This is a genomic window from Staphylococcus hominis subsp. hominis (genome assembly GCF_002901845.1).
GTDB classification, from domain to species: Bacteria; Bacillota; Bacilli; order Staphylococcales; family Staphylococcaceae; genus Staphylococcus; species Staphylococcus hominis.
On the sequence record NZ_PPQE01000025.1, the window covers coordinates 972,515 to 996,243 of the forward strand.

General features: G+C 31.1%; 21 protein-coding genes. 8 read left to right on the top strand and 13 right to left on the bottom strand.

Annotated features, from left to right (window positions below):
* Positions 1-40 precede the first annotated feature (40 nt).
* From CD034_RS06330 to CD034_RS06340, 3 genes are read right to left on the bottom strand one after another with little or no spacing between them, the layout of a single operon-like run.
* A complete protein-coding gene (locus CD034_RS06330; RefSeq protein ID WP_103288208.1) occupies positions 41-3,244 on the bottom strand; it encodes a DNA polymerase III subunit alpha in 3,204 nt (1,067 codons plus the stop codon).
* A gap of 20 nt (positions 3,245-3,264) precedes the next feature.
* Positions 3,265-4,203 carry a DHH family phosphoesterase gene (locus CD034_RS06335; protein ID WP_103288209.1) on the bottom strand — a complete coding sequence of 313 codons (939 nt, stop codon included), beginning with the start codon at positions 4,201-4,203 and terminating at the stop codon, positions 3,265-3,267.
* A gap of 30 nt (positions 4,204-4,233) precedes the next feature.
* Positions 4,234-5,532, bottom strand: a complete 1,299-nt coding sequence (locus tag CD034_RS06340) for a DRTGG domain-containing protein (protein WP_103288210.1) — start codon at positions 5,530-5,532, stop codon at positions 4,234-4,236.
* 216 nt (positions 5,533-5,748) lie between these two features.
* Here CD034_RS06340 and CD034_RS06345 point away from each other — a divergent pair, with 216 nt between their 5' ends.
* Positions 5,749-6,162, top strand: a complete 414-nt coding sequence (locus CD034_RS06345; RefSeq protein WP_002448952.1) for a universal stress protein — start codon at positions 5,749-5,751, stop codon at positions 6,160-6,162.
* A gap of 58 nt (positions 6,163-6,220) precedes the next feature.
* Here CD034_RS06345 and CD034_RS06350 read toward each other — a convergent pair whose 3' ends face one another.
* Positions 6,221-6,910 (bottom strand): metal-dependent hydrolase, encoded by a 690-nt coding sequence (locus tag CD034_RS06350; protein ID WP_002448970.1) that lies wholly within the window; start codon positions 6,908-6,910, stop codon positions 6,221-6,223.
* A 129-nt stretch (positions 6,911-7,039) separates the two neighbouring features.
* On the opposite strand from CD034_RS06350, the gene CD034_RS06355 reads away from it, so the two are divergent.
* Positions 7,040-8,095, top strand: coding sequence for a M24 family metallopeptidase (locus CD034_RS06355; RefSeq protein ID WP_103288211.1), 1,056 nt, complete (start codon positions 7,040-7,042; stop codon positions 8,093-8,095).
* Between the two features lie 89 nt (positions 8,096-8,184).
* On the opposite strand, the gene ald is transcribed toward CD034_RS06355, so the two are convergent.
* On the bottom strand, positions 8,185-9,303 hold the full coding sequence (gene ald, locus CD034_RS06360; protein WP_002455212.1) for an alanine dehydrogenase: 1,119 nt from the start codon (positions 9,301-9,303) through the stop codon (positions 8,185-8,187).
* A gap of 152 nt (positions 9,304-9,455) precedes the next feature.
* Here ald and CD034_RS06365 point away from each other — a divergent pair, with 152 nt between their 5' ends.
* The gene (locus tag CD034_RS06365) at positions 9,456-9,953 is read left to right on the top strand and encodes a universal stress protein (RefSeq protein WP_002448964.1); all 498 of its coding nucleotides are present in this window, start codon (positions 9,456-9,458) and stop codon (positions 9,951-9,953) included.
* 182 nt (positions 9,954-10,135) lie between these two features.
* Here the strand turns inward: CD034_RS06365 and CD034_RS06370 are convergent, their stop codons facing one another.
* The 7 genes from CD034_RS06370 to ezrA form a co-directional block, all read right to left on the bottom strand.
* Positions 10,136-11,332, bottom strand: a complete 1,197-nt coding sequence (locus CD034_RS06370; RefSeq protein ID WP_002448289.1) for an acetate kinase — start codon at positions 11,330-11,332, stop codon at positions 10,136-10,138.
* Positions 11,333-11,414: 82 nt separating this feature from the next.
* Positions 11,415-12,362 carry a class I SAM-dependent methyltransferase gene (locus CD034_RS06375; protein WP_002487979.1) on the bottom strand — a complete coding sequence of 316 codons (948 nt, stop codon included), beginning with the start codon at positions 12,360-12,362 and terminating at the stop codon, positions 11,415-11,417.
* 123 nt (positions 12,363-12,485) lie between these two features.
* A complete protein-coding gene (gene tpx, locus CD034_RS06380; RefSeq protein ID WP_002448307.1) occupies positions 12,486-12,980 on the bottom strand; it encodes a thiol peroxidase in 495 nt (164 codons plus the stop codon).
* 93 nt (positions 12,981-13,073) lie between these two features.
* On the bottom strand, positions 13,074-13,859 hold the full coding sequence (locus CD034_RS06385) for a sulfite exporter TauE/SafE family protein (RefSeq protein ID WP_002455210.1): 786 nt from the start codon (positions 13,857-13,859) through the stop codon (positions 13,074-13,076).
* Positions 13,860-13,889: 30 nt separating this feature from the next.
* Positions 13,890-15,113: a tRNA uracil 4-sulfurtransferase ThiI gene (thiI, locus tag CD034_RS06390; protein ID WP_103288212.1), complete on the bottom strand. Its 1,224-nt coding sequence runs from the start codon at positions 15,111-15,113 to the stop codon at positions 13,890-13,892.
* Entirely contained in the window at positions 15,114-16,250 is a 1,137-nt protein-coding gene (locus CD034_RS06395; RefSeq protein WP_064207102.1) for a cysteine desulfurase family protein, read from the bottom strand.
* Between the two features lie 164 nt (positions 16,251-16,414).
* Positions 16,415-18,109 (bottom strand): septation ring formation regulator EzrA, encoded by a 1,695-nt coding sequence (ezrA, locus tag CD034_RS06400; protein ID WP_002448287.1) that lies wholly within the window; start codon positions 18,107-18,109, stop codon positions 16,415-16,417.
* 130 nt (positions 18,110-18,239) lie between these two features.
* Here ezrA and msrC point away from each other — a divergent pair, with 130 nt between their 5' ends.
* Both msrC and rpsD read left to right on the top strand, forming a co-directional pair.
* Positions 18,240-18,707, top strand: a complete 468-nt coding sequence (gene msrC, locus CD034_RS06405; protein ID WP_002487974.1) for a free L-methionine (R)-S-oxide reductase MsrC — start codon at positions 18,240-18,242, stop codon at positions 18,705-18,707.
* 231 nt (positions 18,708-18,938) lie between these two features.
* Entirely contained in the window at positions 18,939-19,541 is a 603-nt protein-coding gene (gene rpsD / locus CD034_RS06415; RefSeq protein ID WP_002487986.1) for a 30S ribosomal protein S4, read from the top strand.
* 51 nt (positions 19,542-19,592) lie between these two features.
* Here rpsD and CD034_RS06420 read toward each other — a convergent pair whose 3' ends face one another.
* A complete protein-coding gene (locus tag CD034_RS06420) occupies positions 19,593-20,339 on the bottom strand; it encodes a glycerophosphodiester phosphodiesterase (protein WP_002448295.1) in 747 nt (248 codons plus the stop codon).
* 78 nt (positions 20,340-20,417) lie between these two features.
* Here CD034_RS06420 and CD034_RS06425 point away from each other — a divergent pair, with 78 nt between their 5' ends.
* From CD034_RS06425 to serA, 3 genes are all read left to right on the top strand, one after another.
* Positions 20,418-20,867, top strand: a complete 450-nt coding sequence (locus CD034_RS06425; RefSeq protein ID WP_002455206.1) for an OsmC family protein — start codon at positions 20,418-20,420, stop codon at positions 20,865-20,867.
* A 97-nt stretch (positions 20,868-20,964) separates the two neighbouring features.
* On the top strand, positions 20,965-22,128 hold the full coding sequence (locus CD034_RS06430) for a pyridoxal-phosphate-dependent aminotransferase family protein (RefSeq protein WP_103288213.1): 1,164 nt from the start codon (positions 20,965-20,967) through the stop codon (positions 22,126-22,128).
* On the top strand, positions 22,118-23,713 hold the full coding sequence (gene serA, locus CD034_RS06435) for a phosphoglycerate dehydrogenase (RefSeq protein ID WP_103288214.1): 1,596 nt from the start codon (positions 22,118-22,120) through the stop codon (positions 23,711-23,713). Before CD034_RS06430 ends, serA begins: the two co-directional genes overlap by 11 nt.
* The last annotated feature ends 16 nt before the right edge of the window (positions 23,714-23,729 follow it).

Genomic DNA, 23,729 nt, shown 5'->3' on the forward strand with positions numbered 1-23,729 from the left:
CCATCAACTAACTATATCATAATTTTTTTGCATATAAAAGTTATATAATTCTGATGTCACTTGGCTTGAACATCTTTATAAACCTTTCGACTTGTTCCATTTCTTTTTGTAAAAATCCTAAAGATTGAGTTTGTTGTTGCATTTCATTAAATAAAACTACTTCTAAATCGTTATGTGTAGTCTGATCTATTAAAAATGATTTAATATCTTCTAATTGATTGACGTTTTTAATCACTATTTGTTTGGCTTGAGATAATTTGTTATTTTCAAAGTCGTTAATTGTATCCATATTTTGAATGATAATTTGTCTCTTTTGATTTCGTTCTTCAAATTTGCCATGAACGACTAGAATATCATTTTGTTGTTGAATCATTGTCTCATATTGTTTGTACTTATCTGGAAACAAAACACCATCAATAGTGGTTCTACCATCATCTAGAACTAAGAACGCCATATGTTGTCCAGTTTTTGTTCTTATTTGCTTAAATTGATTAACCTGAACAAGTATAGGTTGATAATCTAAACTATTCTTAATCGTAAAAATACCTAAATATTGTTTGATATAAAATAGTTTTTCAACTGGATGGTTAGAAATATAAAATCCTAAGTATTCTTTTTCATAAGCACTAATGATTTGATCACTGAATTCTTCTTTATCTTCATAGGATTGCTTTGGTGTTAACATATTAAATAAAAATTCATCTTGTTCAACATTCGAAACTTGATCGATAACTTCGTCAATTGTAGATAATAGTGTTGATCTAGTTTTACCAAATGAATCAAATGCGCCCACACATATTAATGCTTCTAACAATTTTCTAGTTTTAATTCTTTTAGGAATTCTTCTGGTGAAATCAAAAAAGTCTTTATACAATCCATTTTCAATTCGTTCGTCTACTATAGATTTGACGCTTTGATATCCGACACCTTTTATTGCGCCCAACGATAAATAAATATTTTTTTCTGTCGCTTTGTAAAACCAATGACTTTTATTAATATCTGGAGGTAAAATATTTAAACTTTGAGTTTTAGCTTCTTCTATTATTATTGCCGTTTTTGTTTCATTACCTATAACATTACTAAGAATATTCGCGTAGAAATAATTAGGATAATGCACTTTTAAATAAGCCATGATATATGCAATTTTAGAATAACTCACCGCATGAGCTCTAGGAAAACCATAATCCGCAAATTTTAATATTAGTTCGAAAATACGTTCACTAATTGATGCATCATAATTATTACTTACAGCCCCTTCAATAAAGTGTTGACGTTCACTTTCTAGGATAGCTCTATTTTTTTTACTCATTGCACGTCTTAATATATCTGCTTGACCATAACTAAAATTAGCGAATTGACTAGCAATTTGCATGATTTGTTCTTGATAAATAATGACGCCATATGTCTTCTTTAAAATAGGCTCCAAATCAGGATGTAAGTATTTAATGTCACTTTGACGATGTCTTCTTGATATGTATGTAGGTATTTCTTGCATTGGACCGGGTCTATACAATGATGTTACAGCAACAATATCTTCAAAGTGTTCAGGCTGTAATTCCATCAATACTTTTCTAACACCTTCTGATTCTAATTGAAATATACCTGTAGTGTTTCCTAGAGACAATAATTTAAATACTTTTTGATCATTAAAAGGGAGTCGTTCTATATCGATATCAATATTTAAATCTTTTTTTACTTGAGTGATAATTTGATGAATAATTGATAAATTTCTAAGACCAAGAAAATCAATTTTTAATAAACCTAATCGTTCTGCTTCAGTCATTGTCCATTGAGTCAATATACCTGTATCCCCCATTGTTAAAGGAGCAAAATGATACAATGGTTTATCATTAATAATTATTCCTGCAGCATGGGTAGATGTATGACGTGGTAAGCCCTCTAGTTTTTTACTAATTTCAAACCATTTTTCATGACGATAACTTTTATGAACAAATGCTTTAAATTTTTCATTTTGATAGGCTTCTTCTAGTGTAATACCTAATTGATGTGGGATTAAATTCGATATTTCATTTAACGTTTTTTCGTCAAAACCAATAATACGGCCTACATCTCTCGCTACAGCCCTTGCTAATAAGTGACCAAAAGTGACGATGCCCGATACGTGATATTGACCATACTTTTCTTGTACGTACTGAATCACTTTTTCTCTTCTCGTATCCTCAAAATCAATATCAATATCTGGCATAGTGACACGTTCTGGATTTAAAAAGCGCTCGAATAATAAATCAAATTTAATTGGATCAATAGTCGTGATACCTAATAAGTAACTAACTAAAGATCCTGCAGATGAACCACGTCCAGGTCCAACCATCACATCATGCGTTTTAGCAAAATGTATTAAGTCGCTCACTATCAAAAAATAATCTTCGAATCCCATATTCGTTATTATTGAATATTCATGATGTAATCGGTCAATATATCGCTGATCTTTATCTAATTTAAATTCTTTAAGATTATATTTTAACTTTTCTAAAAGATAGGATTTAGCACTTTGTTGATTGGGCGTTTTAAAGTTAGGCAATAGATTTTGATGGTATTGAATTTCTGCGTTACACTCATCAGCTAAAGCCTTTGTATTAGCTATTATTTTTTCAGACAACTGAAGTTCTTTAATATTTTCACTAGTTGGAAAATATTCATGAGCATCCTTGATATCATTTACTAAATCCAATTTTGTATTGTTTTTTATTGCTTTTAATGCAAGTATTGTATCTGCATCTTCAGGATTTAAATATCTTGCATTATTAAGAAAGACAATTTTATCGTCTGAAAAATCTAATTGACTTGTATGATTTATAAATACTGACTCATTATTCTTTAGTGTTTGAATTAACGATTGATGAGACGCATTAGCATCTTTAAAAACAATAGCAAGATGGTAACTATATTTTTGTAGCCATTTTAGGGGTATCGTAGTCTTTTGTTTCATATTAATTGCAGAAGAAAGTTGATACAGAGCATGGAGACCTTCATTATTCTTTGCGAATAATATGGTTTCAATTGTGCTAATTTCATCAGAAACCATTACAGTCATTCCAAATATTGGCTTAATTCCCTCATTAACACATGCGTCATAAAACTTAGGGAAGCCATATAATACGTTCGTATCCGTAATTGCAAGTGCTTGATATCCATTTGCTTTTGCCTTTGATACGACATCGTTAATTTTTAAACTTGAATATAATAAATCATATGTTGAATGAATATTCAAATGTACAAACATGTATGACTTCCTTTCGTAATTTATAGTTTTTGGCGCAAGGCTTCACCTAAAATCTCAAATTGTTCCCAATTTTCAACAGAGACTCCAGATGCATTTGGATGTCCTCCACCGCCAAATTGATTAGCTATATCATTGATAGTAATTCCTTTAGAACGTAATCGACATCTAATTTGATCACCTTCATCAACACCAAACATCCATATTTTTAGACCTTTGATATCCGCTACAGTGTTAACAAACTGAGATGCTTCGTTAGGTGCAATTTGAAATCTGTTTAGGACATCTTTAGTAATCTTTATTTGACAATATTGATGATTTTCACTTAATTGGAAATTTTGCAAAATATATCCTTGAAATGGCATAAGTTTTGGATCTTTCTCACCCAATTGATTTAATACATCATTATGATTAAATGGAAATTCTAGCAAACGACTAGCAACATTCATAGTATGTGGTGTGGTATTACTAAATAAAAAACGACCTGTGTCTCCGACAATTCCTAAATATAGAACACGTGCGACAGATTCATCGATAATATTAATATCATTAAAATGTGTAATAAAATCAAAAATAATTTCACTGGTTGAACTTGCATTGGTATCGACATAATTTATTCTGCCATATTGATCAGTAGCAGGATGGTGATCAATTTTAATTAAATCTTTGCCTTGATTAAATCTCTGATCATCAATACGAGGTGCATTTGCTGTGTCACAAACAATCACTAGAGCGTTTTGATACATATCATCTCTAACTCTGTCTAAGTCCCCTATAAATGCTAAAGAAGATTGTGGTTGTCCAACTGCATAAATAGACTTTTCTGGAAATTTACATTGCAAATAATATTTTAAGCCTAACTGTGAACCATATGCATCTGGATCAGGTCGAACGTGTCTATGAATAATAACAGTTTCATATTTATCAATTTCATTCATTATTTTATTAAAAATTTCTACCATTTCTTTTCTCCTTTAATTTCAAAAACTATTTTAAATATCTTCAAACATTTGACATATGATCATTGCATTTGCAACTTTCTCATTTTTGCAAGTCATAGTGACCTCTAATTTAGCAAAATTTCTTCCTACATCTAACATGTTATACTTTACATCAAGTGTACTTTCAATTGCGACATTTTTAATATAAATAATATTCAAGCTTTCAATCATAACATCTACTTTTTTATACTTACGCAATTCATGTTTAATTGTTTCTTCAATAATTGCGACACATATTGCTTTACTCAACGTACCATATTGGTTGGTTAAAACTGGTGAAATTTTAACTGACGTTTCATTATGATTTATTGAGATGTGTTTAGCAATTTGATCGATAATGGTTTCTCCAATTTGATGTTGTCTTCCAATTAATTGCATTGCTTTTAACACATCATTTCGTGTAATAACACCTATTGCTTTTTTATTTCTTGTTGTGACAGGTAAAATTTCAATTCCTTCCCAAATCATTATATGAGCACAACTCGCTACTGTAGTTGTTAATTCAACATTGATAGGTCGTCTTGTCATGACTTTATTCATCCTATCATCTTCGTTCATATGAATAACTTCTTTACTCGTTACAATTCCCACAAGTTTCCAATCTTTATTTACTACTGGAAAACGAGAATGCCCTGTGACTTTTGCACGAGAAATATAGTCGTCTAAACCCATTTCATCGAACACTACCGTCATATCATTGATAGGTTTTACGATATCTTCAACAATAAGTATTTCTTTTCTTATCATTTGATTATACATGGCTCTATTAATGATATTAGCTACTAAAAATGTATCATAATTTGAAGAAATAATAGGTAGTTCTTGTTTATTTGCATAATCAATAATATTTTGAGCTGTACTAAATCCACCGGTAATAAGTATACCGCTTCCTCTTTTTAATGCTTCCATCTGAACTTCAGGACGGTTACCTACAATTAATAACGTTTGATTTCCAATATACTTTACTACATCTTTTAGTTCCATAGCTCCTATTGCAAATTTACTAACAGTTTTATTTAAACCACTTTTGCCACTTATGATGTCACCTTCAATAATATTCACAATTTCTTGAAAAGTAAGATGTTCAATTTGTTCACGACTCTTTTTATCTATCCGAACCGTACCTACTCTATCGATGGTAGTTACAAAGCCAAGTTGACTAGCATCTTTAATTGCTCTATAAGCAGTCCCTTCAGAAACATTCATTACTTTGGCTATTTTTCTAACTGAAATTTTTTGTCCTATATTTAATGATTCTATATAGGATACAATTTGTTCATGTTTAGTCATTTTCAACCCTCTTCATTTTTAGACAATGTCTAATATATTATAACTTTTTTATTTATAAAAATCGATTTGAATGTGACAAAAGTATCAAAAACTGATATATCGGTATCATTTTGTTTTTAATGTATATAAATGAAGTTAATTTAAATAATAAAAATATAAATTTGATGGAAATATTAAATCACTAATTATATAATTAAATATAAGGAGGGATGACCTATGTATAAAAACATATTACTAGGTGTAGATACTCAATTAAAAAATGACAAAGCATTGAAAGAAATTTCAAAATTAGCTGGCCCAGATACCGTTGTTACAATCATGAATGCGATTGGTGAACAAGACATCCAAGCCTCTATTAAAGGAGGTACTCACATCGAACAATTGACACATCGTCGTGATCAAGGTCTTGAACACACACGTCATACTTTAGATGATTATGGTATTAATTATGATCAAATTATCGTTCGTGGAAATCCAAAAGAGGAATTAGTGAAACATGCAAATAGTGGTAAATATGACATTGTCGTATTAAGTAACCGTAAAGCTGAACAACAAAAGAAATTTGTTTTAGGTAGTGTTAGTCATAAAGTTGCTAAACGTGCTACTATCCCTGTTTTAATAGTTAAATAATTTTAATCTTATAAAAAAAGACGGTAAATGCTATATTTGCCGTCTTTTCTATATATCATTAAAATGTCACTTCATCACCAGGTTGTAAAATTTGTACTTCTCCTTGAGATACTGCTTCTTTAAATTTCTCTGGATCTTGTTCAATTAATGGGAATGTATTGTAATGAATAGGCACTGAAATTTTAGGTTTAATGAATTCATTTATTGCATAACTTGCATCTTCAATACCCATAGTAAAATTATCACCAATAGGAATAAAACATACATCTACCGGATGACGTTCAGCAATTAATTTCATATCGCTAAATAAACCAGTATCTCCTGCATGGTAAATCGTTTTACCTTCTGCTTCAATGATAACACCCATTGGCATACCCAAATAAATAGGTATTCCATCTTCATTAGTATAACTTGAACTGTGGAAGGCTTGAACAAATTTTACTGTACCGAAATCAAATTTGTATTTACCTCCAATATTCATACCATGTGCGTGTTCAATTCCATGATACGTTGTTAAATAGCCTTGGACTTCTGCAGAACCAATCACTGTAGCATGATTACGATTAGCTAATTCAACTACATCACCAAAATGATCACCATGTCCATGCGTTAAAATAATATAATCCACATCTAATGTCTGCTCATCTAAATCACTTTTATCATTACCAGAAATAAATGGATCAACAATTACTTTTTTACCATTACTTTCAAAATAAATCGTTGACTGTCCATGAAATGAAAGTTTCATATATAGAACCTCCTATATTTTAATATTATTATTATACCCTGATAATTATATTTATAACTTGAAACACTTTGAATTCATTTCTATTTAGACGTAAAATTAAATTGATTAAACTATAGGAGGATACGAATTATGATTAAAACAGATGAAATTATTGCAACATTAAAAGAAAAAAATGCTGATGCAGCATGGATTACTACTCCACTTAATATATTCTACTTTACAGGTTATAGAAGTGAACCTCATGAAAGATTGTTTGCGTTACTTATAACTTCAAATGGTGAATGCACATTATATTGTCCTAAAATGGAAGTTGAAGAAGTTAAGCATTCACCTTTTAATGGAAATATTGTTGGCTATTTAGATACTGAGAGTCCTTTCGATTTAGCACCCCATACATTTAATACTTTATTAATTGAAAGTGAACACCTCACTGTTAAACGTCAAAGAGAACTTACGAATAACTTTAACGTTAAAGCGTATGAAGATATCGATTTAACTATTAAAAAGCTAAGAAATATTAAAGATGAAAATGAAGTTAAAAATATAAAAAAAGCAGCTGAACTTGCAGATAAATGTATAGATATTGGTGTTTCATTTTTATCTGAAGGCGTAACTGAAAGAGAAGTTGTAAATCATATTGAAAATGAAATTAAAAAATATGGTGTCAGTGAAATGAGTTTCGATACAATGGTACTATTTAGTGACCATGCTGCATCTCCACATGGTACACCTGGAGATCGAACATTAGTTAAGAATGAATATGTACTATTTGATTTAGGTGTAGTCTATAATCATTATTGTAGTGACATGACAAGAACTGTAAAATTTGGTGAACCAAGTAAAGAAGCAAGAACAATTTATGATATTGTATTAAAAGCTGAACAAAGTGCTATTGAAGCAATTAAACCAGGTATCCCTTTACAAAATATTGATAAAATTGCTAGAGACATTATTTCAGAAGCGGGTTACGGTGATTTCTTCCCTCATCGATTGGGACATGGACTCGGCTTAGAAGAACATGAATATCAAGATGTATCAAGTACAAATACAAATTTACTTGAAGCAGGTATGGTGATTACAATTGAACCTGGCATTTATGTGCCTAATGTCGCTGGCGTCCGAATTGAAGATGATATTTTAGTCACTGATACTGGGTTTGAAGTACTTACACATTATAATAAGTAATTTAAAAGTTAAATCTCTCTTTTATATCAAAAAAGCGGAATAGACACTCATAAAGAATGCTATTCCGCTTTTTATTGAATTAATTTAGATTATTCTTTTAATGCATCTTCAATAGATGTATAAGTTAAATCAAAGGATTCTGCAACACCTTTATTAGTTACATAACCTTTATACGTATTTAAACCTAATGAAAGAGGCTCATTTGCTTTAAATGCCTCTTTATAACCTTTATTAGCAAGTAACTGTGCATAAGGTAAAGTAGCATTATTAAGAGCAATAGTAGAAGTACGTGGAACTGCGCCAGGCATATTCGCTACTGCATAATGTACAACACCATGTTTAACATAAGTTGGATCATCATGTGTCGTGATTTTATCAGTAGTTTCAAAGATACCACCTTGGTCAATAGCAATGTCGACTACTACTGAACCGTCTTTCATTTGTTTAATCATATCTTCAGTAACTAAACTTGGTGCTTTCGCTCCAGGAATTAATACTGCACCAATAACTAAGTCACTTTCTTTAACTGCATTTTCAATATTAAGTGGGTTAGACATTATTGTATTAACACGACCGTCAAACAAATCTTCTAATTCCGCTAAACGTTTAGGATTTACATCTAAAATAGTTACATCTGCACCTAATCCTAAAGCAATTTTAGCAGCATTTGTACCTGCTTGTCCGCCACCAATAATGGTAACTTTGCCTTTTGGTACACCTGGCACGCCACCAAGTAGAATACCCATTCCACCGTTAATTTTTTGTAAGAATTCTGCACCAATTTGAGCTGACATACGTCCTGCAACTTCACTCATTGGTGTTAATAAAGGTAAAGAACGATCTGGTAATTGAACTGTTTCGTAGGCAATACTTACTACTTTATTATCAACTAATGCTTGAGTAAGTTTTTCCTCATTAGCAAGATGCAAGTATGTGAATAAGATAAGACCTTCTCTGAAATATTTATATTCTTCTTCTAATGGTTCTTTTACTTTAATCACCATGTCTACATCCCAAGTTGTTTTTGCATCGTTAACTATTTCTGCACCGGCTTGTTTATAATCTTCGTCTTCAAAATATGAACCAGAACCTGCGTTTGTTTCAACAAGTACTGTATGTCCTTGTTCAACTAATGCATGTATACCACTTGGTGATAAACCTACTCTGTTCTCATTATTTTTTATTTCTTTTGGAATACCGATTTTCATTCCATCCACCTCCACTCCTTATGGTAACGCTAAATTAATGAAAGCGCAATCATCAAAGGTGCACAACGTCCACATAATTGTTGAATTATAAATATTAAATATTCAGAAATTTATGTTAAAATTGAATTAAGAAAAGTTAAGGGGGACTTAAGATGTTAACTTATAAAAATATTTTAATCGCAGTTGATGGTTCACATGAAGCAGAATGGGCTTTCAACAAAGCTTTAGACGTTGCTAAACGTAATGATGCTCAATTAACTATTGTTAATATTATCGATTCAAGAACTTACTCTTCTTATGAAGTGTACGATGCTCAATTCACAGAAAAATCTAAAGGTTTTTCTGATGAACTTTTAAAAGGCTATAAAGAAGTTGCTTCACGTGCTGGTGTTACAAATGTAGAAACTCGTCTAGAATTTGGCTCACCTAAAGCAATTATACCTAAAAAATTAGCAAATGAATTAGGTGTCGACTTAATAATGTGTGGTACTTCAGGATTAAATGCAGTAGAACGATTTATCGTTGGTTCTGTTTCAGAAGCAATCGTTCGTCATGCACCGTGTGACGTACTTGTCGTGCGTACTGAAGAAATTCCAGATGATTTCCAACCTGAAGTTGCAACTCCTGAATTTAGAAAACAATTTTCTTAATAAAGTAATGTATTTAAATAAAGAGGCCTGAGACATAAGGAATTGTCTCAGGTCTCTTTAATATGTTAGAGATACATCATCAGGGTAGGACAACAAATTCAACATGACTTTTGTCCTATTTCCCTGCTATGTTCTAAAAAAACGATGAGATAAGTTTAATCTCATCGTTTTTTTAATATATCTTATAATTCACCGAATTTTACTGTGTCTCTTGCAATCATGACTTCTTCATTAGTTGGAACAACAATTACTTTAACTGGAGAGTGTGGATAATTTATGAAAGCTTCTTCACCGTGAGTAGATTCATTTTTCTTAGGATCCCAATAAACACCCATAAACTCTAAGCCTTCTAAAATTTTAGCACGTATTGGTGATGAATTTTCACCGACACCTGCTGTGAAGACAATAACATCAACGCCATGCATTCTAGCAGCATAAGAACCAATATATTTGTGAATTCTAGAAGCAAAAATATCTAAAGCAAGTTCAGCTCGTTCATCGCCATTTGCAGCTTCACCTAATAAATCACGTAAATCACTTGAAGTACCAGAGATACCTAATAATCCAGATTCTTTGTTTAAAACTGTTAAAACTTCATCAGCAGTTTTACCTGTTTTTTCCATAATAAATGGAATTAAAGCTGGATCAATATCTCCTGAGCGTGTACCCATTGTTACACCTGCTAATGGAGTGAAGCCCATTGATGTATCGATAGATTTCCCACCATCAATTGCAGCAATTGACGCACCATTACCAATATGACAAGAAATAATACGTAATTCTTCAATAGGTTTTTCTAAAATATCAGCCGCACGTCGTGATACATATTTATGGCTTGTACCATGGAAACCATATTTACGAATACCAAAATCTTCGTAATAGTTATATGGTAAACTATACAAATAAGAACTTTCTGGCATAGTTTGATGGAATGAAGTATCAAAAACTACAACATGTGGAATATTAGGTAATAACTTTCTAAAGGCACGAACTCCCATTAAGTTTGCAGGATTATGTAATGGCGCTAATTCACTTAATGACTCAATTTTTTCTTCTACTTCATCAGTGACTAAAGCAGATTTAGGGAATAATTCTCCCCCATGAACAACGCGATGCCCTGTACCAGCAATATCATTAATATCATTAATAATACCATGTTTTTTGAAGCTATCTAACATGATATTAATTGCTTCTTCATGATCTTTAATATCTTTAACTCTTTTTATTTTTTCACCATTTACTTCAATAGTAAATATTGAATCTTTAATACCAATACGCTCAATTAAGCCCTTTGTAACTAATTCTTCTTCAGGCATTCTGATAAGTTGGAACTTTAAAGAAGAACTTCCCGCATTAATCGCTAAAACTAATTTAGACATGATTCATTGTCCTCCAATTTATATATTAAATATCCATATCTATTTAACCACTAATACAGAAGTAATTCAAGAATATCACAGTTTATTTTTGTGAATGATTTGCGTCCATCCATTCATTTAATTCGTTAATAAAACCATGGAATTGATTAGGATTTTTAAAATCCGGAATATTAGCTAATAACACTTCTACAGGCTTAGTTTCATTTGCTTTTTTCTTTTGTAGTATTAAAATTGATTTACGTGCATTTTCATTTTTAAACAATGTTTTAGGAAGGTTTAAAAATGCTTGCATTTCAGTTTCTGTAGTAATAAAATTTTGTAGCTGTTTCACATGTTCATCTTCAAAAATATTACTAGGTACTACTAAAAAAGCATAGCCACTTTGTTTTAAAGCATAGACAGCTTGTTCGATAAGTAAAAAGTGTGAATAACTATGACCTTCTTCAAATCCAAGTTTCATTTCTTTACTACGCCCATCTAAAGGATAATATCCAATAGGAAAATCTCCAATAACAACATCAGCTTCTTCCAATGGTAATGGCATAATTGCATCTTGAGGATACACATCGAATGGTATTTCTAAAAAATTCGCTAGATGCACACTAACTCTCGATAAAACAGGATCTACTTCAATTAAGTGATGCATAACTTCGCTATCTTTTAATACTTCATTCACTGTAGCGCTTAAATGACCTGCTCCACTTGCAATATCAACAATCTGTAATTCTTTATTATTTTCTGTAAATTTTTGTACTAAAAAACCTAAAATCAAACCAATAGAATCTGGTGTAATTTGATGATTTGCTTGAATATTTTCTTCTTGTAATAAGCTCAAGTAAGCAAATTGAAATGCTTTTCGACGATCTTGGAACGTTGCTTGTTCTAACAGTGTACGTTGATTACGATATACATCTTCCATTGCTAAGCCTAAATTTTCTATAAAGCTTTGACCATTTTCTTCATTTAACGACTTAGCTTTATCATCTAAAGTTCGGAATAATCTTTCCATAATAGTTTGTTCTTCTGCCATATTCAATTCCTTTCCAATAAAAAAATGTCCATAATGCAAATGTCTTAAAACGAAATCATTCATTTTAAAATACATATGGACAATATTAGTATTATATCTTTAATTTAATCGTTTAGTAGTGACTTAAATATTACGATATGCTTCTAAAGCAGCCTCAAAATTTGGAAAATCAGTACCTTCTTGAACTAACTCTTTATAAACTACATGATTGTTTTCATCTAATACGAAAACAGAACGAGCTAATAATCTCATTTCTTTCATAACAACACCATAATGTTCACCAAATGATAAATCTTTATGGTCACTTAACGTAATTACATTTTCTAGACCATTTGATGCACACCATCTTTTTTGAGCGAAAGGTAAATCCGCTGAAATTGTAAGTACTACACCATTTTCTTGAGAAGCCTCTTCATTAAATTTGCGAGTTTGTTGATCACATACACCAGTATCAATAGAAGGAACGACACTAATCAATTTCTTTTGCCCTTTAAAATTATCTAAAGTAACTTCATTTAAACTATTATCCAAAACTTTAAAATTAGGAGCCACATCTCCTTTTGAAACCTCAGTTCCTTCTAAATGTATAGGGTTATTTTTAAAAGTAATTTCTGTCATATTATATGACCTCCCATTAGTTATTTAAATTATAGTTTAATGATACGATAGTATTTAAACTTATTTCAATCATTTAAAACGCTAACTATTATTTTAATTTGAAATGATTTGCATAATATAATCAAAGGTATTTTTTAAAATGAGTAAAATGGTGACTATTATAAATACAATTTTGACATATCCTACACCTTTTTTGATTGCAAAATGTGCACCAGTATACGACCCAATTACCATACTGACTGCCATAATTAATCCATATGTTATATTTACTTGGCCAAGAATAATAAATAATGTTAATGCACCAACGTTTGAAGCAAAGTTTAGTACTTTTGCATTTCCAGCTGCACTTAAAAAATCAAATCCAAACATTAATAATACAAATAACATAAATGATCCAGTACCACCGCCTAAAAATCCGTCATAAAATCCAATTAAAAGCAGGAGTGATATAAAGGCAATCGCTTTAGTAATAGTAAATTTAGAAAACGTTCTGACATTACCCCACTCTTTCTTAAAAATGGTGTAAATTAAAACAAATGTCAATATGACTATAACGAGTGGTTTCAAAACTTCTGATGGTAAGAAAGTTGCTAAACTTGCTCCACCAACTGCAAATATAAATACAAACGGAAATAGTCTAAATGCTATTTTTTTATCCACATTTCCAGATTTTAAAAATTTGATTGCACTCGTTAATGAGCCAAACGCACTCGCTAATTTATTTGTACCTAATGCTAATGATGGCGGCATTCCTATAGCTAAGAGTGCAGGAATTGATATTAAGCCACCGCCACCCACAACAGCATCTATAAATGCTGCCAAGAAACCAAAACTAATAATAATGAAAATAATATGAAAACTTAGTTCAATAACGCCCACCTCTTATTAAATGACTTTACTACTTTCATATTAAAATAATTCATCAATGAGCGCATCAGTATGTTTATCTTTTTCAGTTTTATAATCTTTATTAATCTCTATTGTTTCTACATTGTCTGCTGCTTCTTGGACAAGATCATCAAAATTAAACACACTTTCATATTTAACAACTTTATCAAAATCTGGTTCAGTTACAGGGTTTTCAGGCGTGAAAATCGTACAGCAATCCTCATAAGGTTGTATTGAAACTTCAAATGTTCCTATTTCTTTTGCTTTTTTAATAATATCTTCTTTATCTAAAGAAATAAGTGGTCTTAAAATAGGAGTAGATGTAACATCATTGATTGCGTACATACTCTTTAATGTTTGACTAGCTACTTGACCTAAATTTTCACCATTTACGATAGCATTCGCTCCAATACGTTCTAAGATAATATCTGTCACTCGTAACATCATGCGTCTAGTAGATGTCATGGTATATCGTGGATGCACAGACTTATTGATTTGTTTTTGAAGTGCTGTGAAAGGAACAATGTGTAATTTAATTGGTCCTACACGTTCAGATAGTATGCGTGTCAATTCAATCACTTTGTCTTTCGCTTTTTCACTTGTAAATGGTGGACTGTGAAAATGAATAGCTTCTATTTTTACTCCACGTTTCATAATTTCCATACCAGCTACTGGTGAATCAATTCCACCTGACAACTGAAGAAGTGTTTTACCACCTGTACCGGTAGGTAATCCGCCAGCACCATTGATAACTTTAGTATAGATATACACGCCTTTTTTACGTACTTCTACTTTAATATTATGTGTCGGACGTTTAACATCTACTTTTAAATGATCAACTGCTTTTAAAATGGCGCCACCTAGTTCTCTTTGTAGTTGATACGTATCTAATGAAAATGATTTATCTACACGTTTTACATCAACTTTAAAAGTATCTCCATTTGCAAAGTCTTTAGCTAACGAAATACAAAGTTGTTTCATATATTCAAGATTTTGTGTTGTTTTAAATACTGGACTAATAGATTTTATGCCAAATATCTTTGTTAAACGATTTATGACTTCATTAACATTTACGTCCTCAAAAAGCGAGATAAACATGCGATCTCTCTCACATTTAACCTGTGTACCTTCTAATGAACGTAATGATTGAATAACATTTTCTTTTAATACATTTGTGAATCTTCTTCTATTTGTTCCTTTTAACGTAAGTTCTCCATATCTAACCAAAATATGATCATATTTCATTTATTTCAACAACTCCTTTATTTGAGCATAGATTAATTCAAGTTTATCTTTAAATTGTTCGATATCTTTTTCTGTTGTCGTTTCACCCATGGATAAGCGAACACTTCCCTCTATTCTGTTATCCTTAATACCCATTGCTAACAAAACTTCATTTAATTTTTCTCTTTTAGACGAACATGCACTTGTAGTCGATACCATAATATCCAATTTTGAGAATGCATTAACAAGCACTTCTCCTTTTACTCCTGGAAAAGCGATATTTAAAATATGCGGAGCACTATTTTCTGGAGAATTAATATACATTCCCTTATATTGACCTAAACATTCTCTAATTACTTTATTATAGCGTGATAGACGATGATTAAGCTCATTTAAATTTTGAATTGCAATTTCCATTGCTTTCACAAGTGAAACATTCATTGCTAAATTTACAGTGCCACTTCTAATTCCATATTCTTGGCCACCGCCAAATATTGTCGGTTCAATTTTTTCCTTATTATCGATAATTAATATGCCTTGACCTTTTAAACCATTAAATTTATGACCACTAAAACTAATACTATTTACATCCTCTAATTGCATTGGAATTTTCCCTAAAGCCTGTACGCCATCTACGTGAAAATGTGCCTTAGGATATTGTTTTAATAATGATCCTATTTCTTTTATCGGTTGTATTTGTCCCATAACATTATTGACATACATACATGTAACTAAGCCCACATTATCCGTCATTAATTGTTCTAAATGATTAATATCTATTTGACCATTTGGAGTCACATTCACATATTTCAATATAAATCCTTGTGTTTCTAAATAACGCATCACTTCTAATACTGATGGATGTTCTAAGACTGAGGTAATGATTACATTCGCAAACTGTTTTTTTCTTAATGCAATACCTTTGAGTGCAATATTATTAGACTCAGTAGCACCACTTGTGAAAATGATATCAGCATTTTTATTGAGGTTTAACATCTCTTTTACACGCGACTTAGCCTGTAATAATATTTTTTCTGATTGTAAACCCATTTGATGAGGACTATTAACATTATAATAAGCTTTCTCACTTACTTTTAGAAATGAATCTAAAACCGCTTGGTTCGGTTTTGTTGTGGCAGCATTGTCTAAATAAATCATATATATAGAACACTCACTTTCATCAATAACATATCTAAAACATATTTTAACTTTCTCGACTTAAAAATAGACACTCAAGCATTATACTATTTTTTTTTTAAAATAAAAGAGAATAACCTAGAAATATGTGGATGTCTAGGTCATTCTCTAACTATAAAAATGTATTATCCTTTAATTACTTCATTTTCAATATGTTTTGTTATACCAGGTTCTACACTTTCAAGTGCTTGCTCTGATACTTCAATTGAGCGTTTATAACGGTTATTTTTAAATAAACGTTCTGCTTCGTTTAAGCTTTTATCTACAGTATGATGATCTTTACGATATCTATTTCCATATTGAATTAATCGTTCTGCATAGACTGCATTGACTAATATATCATTCGCTTCATCTTCAAACGTATTCATTTGAATTACGATTTTTGAAACTTTATCTTTAAGTTGTTTAACATGAAGCGGACGTTCGTTAAATTGTTCGCTGACCGCTCTTACTTCATGGTCGATTTCATTTTTCATAATAACAAATCGCTCTGGAACACTTGTTAAGTTTGAAGCAAGAAGTCGACGATAAATCTCTTCTTTTTTCGATTGAATTTTTAATAGATTATCTTCAGCCTCAGCTTCATCTTCTCTAAGTTGAATCAGATGATTTTGTAATTTTTCTTGTTCTTCATTAATCACTTTTACATGTTCATCTAAGTATTCTAAATTATCTTTTACTTCACTATATCTCACAGCAGATTTAGACATTTCTTTTAGAATATCATCATATACTACAACTAGATTTTGAATTTCATTTTCATGTTGTCTAATACTATGAACATCACTTTCATTAATGAAATAGTTTTCTCGAATATAGTCGATTTCTGTTCTAAGCGTATAATTCATTTCTCTCGCTTTGAATAATTCATTTGTAATATCTTCTTTTGTTTCTTCAACTTCATTTTTAGCTTTTACTTCATGCTCAATTAAATCATACATTTCATCAAGCTTATCATTAATTTGTTGCAATTTATCATTAGCTTCCTGTAATTCAAGACGACTAATCATAGGTTCTACAAAATTTAATTCAGTTTTTAAGCTTTGTAATGTACCATCAATTTTTACATGATCCAAGTCATAACCATTTACTTTTAAATCTCTACAACCATATTTTAAATCTTGGAATTGTCCGGGTAACTCTTTTTGAGTTTCTCTAATTAAATCTGGAATTTCATCCATGTATTCTTTTGTTTCATTAATAGATTCATTTAATCCATTAATATGATTATGAGCTTGTACATAGTTACCTTCTTCTTTCAGCATGTCATACTGATCAAGTTCTGGTTCAAAAGCCTCAATACGTTTTTCAAGAGGAGCTGCCGCTTCTCCAAATTGATGTCTATTTGCTAAAACATCTCTTTTCATTTCACGATAATCTGTTTTACATTTTTCATAGATTGCTTCGTTATCTTTATGTAGAGAAAGAATTTCATTTACTTCATCTACTTGTGACTGATAACCAGCTTCATATCTATCCATTAATTCATGAGCATCATCAATTTCAGTTTGAGCTCCTGCAAATTGGAATTTATCAAGTTGAAGCTCAGCGTCATGAATTTTTTCTTCTACTGGTGCTAAATAGTTATTAGTGTGATCTAATGTGTTTTGTTTTAACGCGTCATATTTTGTTCTCGTTTCACCTTTAAGATTTAAAGCTGATAACTTTTCTAAATTATCTTCAAAAGGTAACTGTTGAACTTTTAATTTACGTTCTTCTGCTTGCTCAACTATTTTACGTTTGTTAGAACGTAAATAAAACATAATACCGACAGCAATCAATATAATAATAATAATTGCTAATATAATGTATAAAACCATCTCATTCTCCTCCTATATTATCATTATTATAACGTATCTTATCTCGTCATTAAAATAAAATTCAAAGAATTGATTGAAAAATTTTTTACATTTATACTAATAATCAAAATATTGATAGAGAGGTTTTTATATGCCGACAATTAAAGAAACAAATTACAACTTATTAGGTAAACAACTTGCAAGTCTTATTGAAGATGAAACAAATCTAATCGCAATTTTAAGTAATACTTCAGCTTTACTCAATGACAATTTAGATCAAATCAATTGGTTAGGATTTTATTTAATTGAAAATAATGAACTTATTTTAGGTCCTTTCCAAGGCCATCCTGCTTGTATACATATCTCTATAGGAAAAGGTGTATGTGGAACTGCTGTTGCAAATAACCAAACACAACTTGTAGATGATGTAAATACATTTCCTGGTCACATCGCTTGCGATGCTAATAGTAAATCTGAAATTGTCGTTCCAATTCATGTTAATAATGAAATCATCGGCGTGTTAGATATAGATGCACCTATTACGCAACGATTTAGTAAAGACGATCAACAAGGACTTGAAGAAATCGTTTCTATCTTAGAACACCAATTATCAAAATAATAAATTTAAATGATTCCTTGACACTTTAAAAAATAATGGTACAATGAATTTTGTGTGAATTAACGAAAATAGCAGTTGTATATTATTAAGCTCTATGTTGTTCCCGATGTGGACGTGTCGCGTAACTGTAGCTATAAGGTGAAGACACATAAAACAATATATCTTAATGAGCATATAACACTCTTTTTTGTTTATTCATTCCAACAAAAAAGAAAAAGGAGGAGTCTTATTATGGCTCGATTCAGAGGTTCTAACTGGAAAAAATCTCGTCGTTTAGGTATCTCATTAAGTGGTACTGGTAAAGAATTAGAAAAACGTCCTTACGCACCAGGACAACATGGTCCAAACCAACGTAAAAAATTATCAGAATATGGTTTACAATTACGTGAAAAACAAAAATTACGTTATTTATATGGAATAACTGAAAGACAATTCCGTAACACATTTGATATTGCTGGTAAACAACACGGTGTACACGGTGAAAACTTCATGATTTTATTAGCTAGCCGTTTAGATGCAGTAGTTTACTCATTAGGTTTAGCACGTACACGTCGTCAAGCTCGTCAATTAGTTGGTCATGGTCATATTGAAGTTGATGGTAAACGTGTTGACATCCCATCATACGCTTTAAAACCTGGTCAAGTTATCTCAGTTCGTGAAAAATCACAAAACTTAGATATCATTAAAGAATCTGTTGAAATTAACAATTTCGTACCAGAATATTTAGATTTCGATGCTGACAGCTTAAAAGGTACTTTCGTTCGCTTACCAGAACGTAGTGAATTACCAGCTGAAATTAATGAACAATTAATCGTTGAGTACTACTCAAGATAAGTTGATTAATATTTTACCACCCTTTCCATTTTGGTCAGGGTGGTTTTTTATTTATAGTTTAAATATATCATCTGGTATATCTGAAATAATCCCATCTACTCCTAAATGAATCAATTTCTTCACATCTTTCACGTTATTTACTGTATAAGGTATTACTTTAAGATGATGTTCATGAGCACGCTTGATAAATTTTTTATTTATTAATTTATAATTAGGATTTATAAATTGTGCAAAAGAAGCTATATTTTCATAATCAGGTTGTTTGTACCAGTATTGCTTTTTACTTATTAAAACACCTAGTGCATATTTCTTTGTGTATTCAGACATTTTTTTAACACTTTCCACATCAAATGACTGAATAACGACTCTATGAGAGGGAATTTGAAATTTATCTAGTTCCTCAAGTAACGCTTTTTCAATGCCAGGATACTGTTCTGGTTTTTTTATTTCAATAAGTAATGTTTTAGAATACTTTTTAAATAAAGAAAGTACTTCGCTAAAAGTAGAAATACAGGTATTTTTAAAAGATTCACCATGTTTGATTCCAAAATCAAATTGTTTTAATTCTTCTAAAGTAAAATCTTTTACTTTACCCTTTTGATTCGATGTGCGATCAATGGAGTCGTCATGAATGACTACTAATTGTTTATCTTTTGTAAAATGTACATCAATTTCTAACATATCAATATGTTGCATAAGGGCTGCTTTAAAACCTTCCAACGTATTTTCAGGATATTTCTGCGATAATCCACGGTGTGCAACGATTTGAAATGATGTATTAGGCTTTTGTATTTTCATTTTTAAACACCATCCTTTAAATTAGTTATATGTTCAACTACACTTAAATTACCATAATGATATAGGAGGTCAATAATAATGGTTAAACACGATTTTGTAGTTCATACGTCATGGCGTGGGGGTCGTGAAGAAATCGGTAAAGTTAAAGGCGATGTAATTTCTGAGCAAATTTCTATTCCCTCTTCACTTGGGGGTAATGGAACTGGGACAAATCCCGATGAAATGTTAGTTGCAGCAGCCTCCTCATGTTATATTATCTCTTTAGCTGCTACACTTGAACGAGCTAAATTTACTCATATTCATTTAGAAATTAAGTCAATTGGGAGTGCAGTTTTTGAAAATGGAAAATTTAAAATGGAAAAAATCACTCATTATCCAACAATATCTCTTACAGAAGAAGAAAAAACGCGTCTTAATAAACGACTTCCTAAACTATTAGATATTGCTGATCATCATTGTATGATATCTAACTCAATTCGAAACAACGTTAAAATAGAAATTCAAGCAACCATTCAAGATGAGAACTAAAAGCAGGCAATTAAACTGCCGCTTTTTATTTTAGACTTTTAAAATTTCAGAATATTTGGTAAAATTAAAAAATCTTATATCAGGAGGAAGATTTACGATGTATTATTACGAACCTTTATTATTAACACCTGGACCAACCCCTGTACCTGATGAAATCACACATGCACTTAATTTATCAATGATAGGTCATCGTTCTTCAGATTTTGAAGCTGTCTCAGAAGAAGCATTTAATCATTTAAAACCTATGTTTGGAACTAAAAACAAAGTAATGATCCTTACTTCAAGCGGTACTAGTGTTTTAGAAGCTAGTATGTTAAATATAGTCAATCCTGAGGACCATTTTGTAGTCATTGTATCAGGTGCATTTGGTAATCGTTTTAAACAAATCGCGGAAACATATTATAAGAATGTACATGTTTATGATGTTGAATGGGGAAAAGCTGTCGACATTGAAGCATTTGAAACATATTTACATTCACTTAATTATGATATTACTGCTGTATTCACTCAATTTTGCGAAACTTCTACTGCTGTACTTCACCCTATACACGAATTAGGAAAAGTAATTAAAGCATTCAATCAAGACATTTACTTCGTTGTCGATGGCGTAAGTTGTATTGGTGCCGTTGATGTCGATTTAGAAAGAGACAATATTGATGTACTCGTGTCAGGTAGCCAGAAAGCTTTAATGTTACCGCCTGGTCTATCTTTTGTTGCTTATAATCATCGTGCACAAGAGCGATTTAAAGCAGTTAAAACACCACGTTTTTATTTAAATTTAAATAAGTACTTTGATTCTATTGAACAAAATTCTACTCCATTCACACCAAATGTTGGATTATTTAGAGCGGTTAACGCTTATGCTGCATTTATTAAAAAAGAAGGATTTAACAATACCATTCACAGACATTATTTGATTAGAGATGGTTTAAGAGAAAGTTTAAAAGCATTAGATTTAAAATTATTAGTTACTAAAGACTCATATGCCTCTCCTACTGTTACTTCTTTTATCCCTCACGATAAAGACGAATTAACATATATTAAATCAACACTAAAATCAAGATTTAATATTACTATTGCTGGTGGTCAAGGCAAATTAAAAGGAACCATTTTGAGAATTGGTCACATGGGAAAAGTGTCACCTTTTGATATTTTATCTGTTGTTTCAGCTTTAGAGATAATTCTTACAGATTATCGTAAAGTCAATTATATTGGTAAAGCTACGTTAAAATTTACGGAGGTAATTCAACATGACGCATAATATTTTAGTTTCAGATCCAATTTCAGAAGAAGGTTTACAAAGTTTAATCCATCATCCTGATTTTAAGGTTGATTTTAAGTCTGGTTTAACTGAAGAAGAACTTGTCGATATTATTCCTAACTATCAAGGGTTAATCGTACGTAGTCAAACTCAAGTCACAGAATCTATTATTAACCATGCTTCAAACTTAAAAGTTATCGCTAGAGCCGGTGTAGGTGTGGATAATATTGATATAAAATCAGCAACTCTAAACGGTATACTCGTTGTAAATGCTCCCGATGGAAATACGATTTCTGCTACTGAGCACTCAGTTGCTATGATTCTAGCAATGGCACGAAATATTCCGCAAGCTTACACATCACTAAAGAATAAAGAATGGAATCGTAAAGCATTTAAAGGAGTTGAATTATATCAAAAAGTATTAGGCGTCATTGGAGCAGGACGTATTGGTTTAGGTGTAGCAGAAAGATTAAAAAGTTTTGGTATGACTGTTTTAGCTTATGATCCTTTTTTGACTAAAGAAAAAGCCGAGCAACTTGGAATTGAACTAGCAACGATTGATGAAATTGCTCAACGTTCAGATTTTGTTACCGTTCACACACCGTTAACACCTAAAACAAAAGGAATTATCGATGCTCATTTTTTTAATCAAGCCAAACCAACGTTACAAATTATTAATGTAGCTAGAGGCGGAATTATTAATGAAAACGACTTGCTTAATGCTTTAAATCAACATCAAATTGCTAGAGCAGCATTAGACGTATTTGAAAATGAACCTCCCCTAGATTCACCGCTTCTCGATCATAAAAATATTATTGTAACTCCTCATTTAGGTGCATCTACGATTGAAGCACAAGAAAAAGTAGCTGTATCCGTTGCTGAAGAAATCATTGATATTTTAGAAAATGGTAATGTTACAAATGCAGTCAATGCACCTAAGTTAAACTTAAACCATATTGATGAGAAGACACAACAATGGCTTCGTATTAGCCAGCTTTCAGGTGAATTGGCAATTCAATTATTAGATGATGCACCTAGAGAGATTAAAGTGACTTTTAACGGAGAAAATGCTAAAAAAGAATCTGATTTAATTACTCGATCAATCGTCACGTCAATTTTAAAACAAAATTTAGGTGAACGCGTGAACTTAATTAATGCTATTGCATTATTAAACGAACAAGGTATCACTCATCATATTGAAAATCGTGCTTCACAAGGAACATTCAGCAATTATATTCAAATTAATTTGATAAGTGAACATGAAGAAGTAAAAATTGGTGCAACTGTAATAGATGGATTTGGTGCACGTATTGTAAGAATTAATGATTATTCAGTAGATTTTAAACCCAATACTTATCAATTTATTTCTTATCATAAAGACTTACCAGGAATGGTAGGTTTAACAGGTCAACTACTCGGTAAACATGATATCAATATTGCTTCAATGTCTTTAGGAAGAAGTTCTGAAAGTGGACAAGCAATGATGATTCTGTCAATAGATCAACCTATTACTCAACAAGTTATTAAAGAATTATATGAGATTGGTGATTTTGATAACATCTACGGTACAACTTTATCAATATAATAAATAAGAAAGGAAC